Source organism: Levilactobacillus fujinensis (genome assembly GCF_003946335.1).
GTDB classification, from domain to species: domain Bacteria; phylum Bacillota; class Bacilli; order Lactobacillales; family Lactobacillaceae; genus Levilactobacillus; species Levilactobacillus fujinensis.
Genome location: NZ_RHNX01000067.1, coordinates 1 through 4,922 on the forward strand (window position 1 = coordinate 1; position 4,922 = coordinate 4,922).

Consider the following 4,922-nt stretch of genomic DNA (forward strand, 5'->3'; position numbering starts at 1 on the left):
GCGGCCCATACTAAAAACTCCTCCCTAAGTAAACAAGCTTTGATTATTTGCTTGTCTACCTAAGTAGGAGTATAGCCTTGGCTTCTTTTTATTTACGCTAGCTAAAGTCGCTAACGATTCAGTTTTACATCATGCCGCCCATTCCTGGGTTAGCAGCTGGGGCTGCAGGTGCTGGGTTATCTTCAGGCTTGTCAGCCACAACGGCTTCAGTCGTCAACAACAGAGCAGATACAGAAGCAGCATTTTGAAGGGCAGAACGGGTAACCTTAGTTGGGTCGGTGATACCAGCCTTAACCATGTCCTCGTACTTATTGTCAGCTGCGTTGTAACCAACGCCTGGCTTTTCACTCTTCAAGTGTTCAACAACAACAGAGCCTTCGACCCCGGCGTTTTGAGCGATTTGGCGAACAGGTTCTTCCAAGGCACGCAGAACGATGTTGACACCAGTCAATTCGTCGCCCTCAGCGTCAACTTTGGCAACGTCAGCAATGACGTTGATCAAAGCCGTACCACCACCGGCAACAAAGCCTTCTTCAACGGCAGCTCGGGTCGCGTTCAACGCATCTTCGATCCGATACTTACGTTCCTTCAGTTCCGTTTCAGTAGCCGCACCAACACGGACAACAGCAACGCCACCAGCTAACTTAGCCAGACGTTCCTTTAACTTGTCCTTGTCAAAGTCAGAAGTCGTGTCTTCGATTTGACCCTTGATTTCAGCAACCCGATCAGTGATTTGGTCCTTAGAGCCAGCACCTTCAACAATCGTGGTGTTGTCTTTAGTCACGTTAACCTTTTGCGCTTGACCTAATTGGTCAATGGTCGTGTCCTTCAAGTTAAGACCTAAGTCATCGGTAATGACAGTCCCACCAGTCAAGACAGCGATATCTTGTAATTGTGCCTTACGACGGTCACCAAAACCAGGTGCCTTGACAGCAACCACGTTGAAGGTTCCACGCATCTTGTTCAAGACCAACGTTGGTAAAGCTTCACCAGTGATGTCATCAGCAATGATCAACAGCGAACGGCTTTGCTCAACAACGGATTGTAACAGTGGCAAGATATCTTGAATGTTCGCAATCTTCTTGTCAGTGATCAAAATGTAAGGGTTGTCCAAGTTAGCTTCCATCTTGTCGTTGTCAGTAACCATGTACTGTGACATGTAGCCACGGTCAAATTGCATCCCTTCAACAACGTCTAAGCTGGTATCAACACCACGAGATTCTTCAATCGTGATAACCCCATCGTTACCCACTTTTTCCATCGCATCAGCAATTAACTTACCAGTTTCCTTGCTTGCGGATGAAATGGCAGCGATTTGGGCGATATCTTCCTTCGTCTTAACATCATGTGACATCTTGTGTAAGCCATCAACGGCAGCAGCAGTTGCTTTTTCGATCCCGCGACGGATACCAACTGGGTTAGCTCCGGCAGTCACGTTCTTCATACCTTCGTTAACGATAGCTTGCGTCAAAACAGTTGCGGTCGTGGTCCCGTCACCAGCGATATCATTGGTCTTGGAAGCAACTTCGGAAACCAGCTTAGCACCCATGTTTTCGAAGTGGTCTTCGAGTTCGATGGACTTGGCAATCGTCACACCATCATTCGTGATGGTTGGGTTACCATAGCTTTGTTCCAAAACAACGTTGCGGCCTTTAGGTCCTAAGGTCGTCTTAACCGTGTTCGCTAGCTTATCAACACCAGCAAGCATCTTGCTCCGTGCATCTTCAGAGAACTTTAATTCTTTAGCCATTGTTTAAATTCACCTCATACTAAAATTTTTATATTCAATCGTATTAGTGGGAAAGTCACTAGTCAATAATTGCAACTAAATCCTTTTCGTGTAAAACAAGATACGTCTTACCATCGTACTTAACTTCAGTACCAGCATACTTATCAAATAATACCTTGTCGCCAACCTTAACAGTTGGGGCTACCTTGTCGCCATTGTCTAACACACGACCATCGCTAACTGCAACGACATTGGCCGTTGAAGGCTTTTCTTGGGCATTACTTGCTAAAACAATGCCGCCAACCGTGGTTTCTTCTTCTTCTGGTTGATCTAAAATGACGCGGTCTCCTAATGGTTTTAACACTTGAATCCCTCCAATAAACTTTCTTTTTAGCACTGTTAGCACTTGACTAACATAAGTGCTAATCACAATATCTAATATATGGTTTTTCCTTTTAAAAATCAAGGAATTTGACAAACTATTTCGACCATGACTCGCTAAGGTGTTGGCGCCATAGGTTCATGGCTTACTAAACTTTGTCGCACTGAATTCTGCCTGCTAGGAGAACGCCTCAACCTTGGCAGAACACTCGTCTTCTCTATCCCCGATGAATTCCGACCACAATATGTACCAGCACTCGTCTAAACTAGCAATTGGATCTGCTGATCGCACTTAGACACCTCCCTAAAAACAATAATCGTCCAGTTTCAGCTCATAGACGATGAACTGAAACTGGACGACTAGTTAATTTACCCGTTTAATCAGTGTTCCCTATCGGAAGTTGTTCTCATCAACCCCCTAACTATCGCCGCCGAATCTTTTGGACGTGATCCATAGTTCGTTTCATTTCTTTCTTACTACCAAAGAAGCGTTGAATCTTGGCGTTCTCTCGTTCGCGAGCGCTCATATCGCTGTAGCTGAGTTCGAGCTGGAGTTTGCGGTAGCTCTCCAAGCGCCTTGTATCTAATTTTCCCATTGCAATAGCTGCTTGGACGGCACACCCCGGTTCCGTTTGGTGTGTGCAGTTTCTAAATTTACACTGACTGGCTAACGTCGTAATATCGGCAAATGCCTTGGTCAAATCACCGCCTTGAACCTGTAGTTCACGCATTCCAGGGGTGTCGATCACCACGCCTCCGGTCGGAAGCCGCAAAAGTTCGCGCGACGTGGTCGTATGCCGACCTTTATCGTCATCTGCACGAATCTCTTTTGTGATCAGCACATCGCTGCCCAGCAAATCATTGATCAACGTTGATTTGCCAACACCGGATGAACCAATGAAAGAAACGGTCCGATTGCCGGTCACGTAAGTTTTAAGTGACGCAACACCTGCACCAGTCCGCGCGGAACAGGCCACCACGTCCACACCTAGCGTCACATCGGCTAGTGCCTCTAGCTTAGCAGGCACATCAGTACACAAGTCCGCCTTGGTCAGCACCACAACCGGCACCGCCCCGCTGTCCCACGCCATAGTCAGATAACGTTCGACTCGATGGACGTTGAAATTAGCATTGAGTGACATACAAATGAAGATGGTATCCACATTGGCCGCAATAATCTGACCAGCGCCGGTCTTGCTCACGGCTGCCCGCTCAAGAACGCTTTGCCGGGGTAAGACTTGTTGAATCAAAGCTAACTGGTGGTCAGGCGCTACCGTGATCAGCACCCAATCGCCGACCGCCGGAAAATCAGTTGTCACCGTTAAATCGTGGCGCAATTTACCAGCTATTTCTGCGGGTAAAAATCCAGTGACACTAATGACTTGATAGGTCTCGCGGTGCTGTTCGGTCACACGGGCCAGAGTAAAGTCCGGAACCCCTGCGGCGAACCGTTTCAATTGGTCAGTGAGGCCGTATTGGTTTAAATCAATTTTCAATTTCAATCATTCCTTTCGCAAACGGTGGTCCCCGAAAGGCTAATAACAAGAAATGACTGTGACAACTGTGATAACGTTATTGGTTGTTTCAAGCTTCACTTGTTGATGTGTGTGTTAAAAGGCCAATGACTCACTCAAAGCTGAGTAGCAAATAGTCTAAGCAACAGGTCGGCAATTCCAAAACTCCACTTATGATCGTTGTCACACTCCACAAAAAAAGCGCAGTCGAGACCGCACCCCTGAAACAACCCTCGTTACGGGTGCAGATGTCATTTTTCATTCAAGCGGTTGCGGGTACACTAAAACTAGCAGGCAATTGCCCACTTTTCAGCTTCCTACGTAACACCTATTGAACAACTGACATCCAGCAACCCTCCGATATTTTTGTTGGCTGTAGAATAACACTGCCCACTAATGGCTGTCAATCGTTAGAATACTCCCCGTCTGAACTGAATGATGATGGAACAAAGAGAGTGGCGCAAAAGGTGATTAGCTGGCGAATATTAAAACTGATAACCGAGCAATTTTGGGTTTGGATCATTTGGTTATCAGCTACGAGGTTGAAAGTTTCGAAACACACGTTATGATCGTTGTCACAACGATACTGGGTCTAAAATTAGGCAACGTTGTCCAACTATCGCCTTACCGGCCAGCAGATATGGGCTGGATCGGTGCGAACACAACTTGAAGCCTCGAAAAGGCCGAGTCTCCAAGCTTGGTTTTCTACTAAGCCAGCAGGAAGCCCACCTGCCGACTAAGTAGAACGACGCGCCTGAGCCCATATTTGCCGACCTCTCGGCTGACGTAGTTGGTTTGAGACAACATGGCTCATGCCGTTTGAAGCGCTATTGAATTATGCTTAAACTTTAGCGACCACTTGGGATTCAGGGATTAAAATTGACGTGCACAATCAGAGTCGGAGGCAGCCAGGGATGTAGCTAGCCGTATCGACGATGTTAGTCGGCGTCTTTTCCGGCTTACATCGTGGGACGACCTGGGAGACGCCTGATCTTGACGGCTTTCAGGCGAGCTGGAAGCCCGTCTTTTGGCTGGAAGCGTTCCCCACAGCAAGCAGAATCCCTGACGGCCGGAGTGCGGCTGTTTTCACTAATTTAGCCGTGATAATCCCTACTGTCGCAAGTAGTAACGCAAACATTTTGGCTGTCAACCTTCAGTTATCCGCTTCAAGCGGAGTTAATCGCCTTTTGTCCCACATTACAACAATGTAAATTCGGAGACACAAAAAACTCTCTGAGGGTGTCGCTTCGCTCTGCCCTCGTAACCATATGGTGAAATGAACCGCCTTTCCCGGTATA

The 4,922-nt window shown here is 47.2% G+C and carries 3 protein-coding genes; all 3 read right to left on the reverse strand.

The genetic code is table 11. The features are described from left to right. Positions 1-124: 124 nt before the first annotated feature. The gene (groL, locus tag EKM89_RS13435) at positions 125-1,750 is read right to left on the reverse strand and encodes a chaperonin GroEL (RefSeq protein WP_125689288.1); all 1,626 of its coding nucleotides are present in this window, start codon (positions 1,748-1,750) and stop codon (positions 125-127) included. A gap of 58 nt (positions 1,751-1,808) precedes the next feature. Beyond that, a complete protein-coding gene (groES, locus tag EKM89_RS13440) occupies positions 1,809-2,093 on the reverse strand; it encodes a co-chaperone GroES (RefSeq protein ID WP_125689290.1) in 285 nt (94 codons plus the stop codon). Between the two features lie 439 nt (positions 2,094-2,532). Then, a complete protein-coding gene (rsgA, locus tag EKM89_RS13445) occupies positions 2,533-3,606 on the reverse strand; it encodes a ribosome small subunit-dependent GTPase A (RefSeq protein ID WP_125689292.1) in 1,074 nt (357 codons plus the stop codon). Between the last annotated feature and the right edge of the window lie 1,316 nt (positions 3,607-4,922).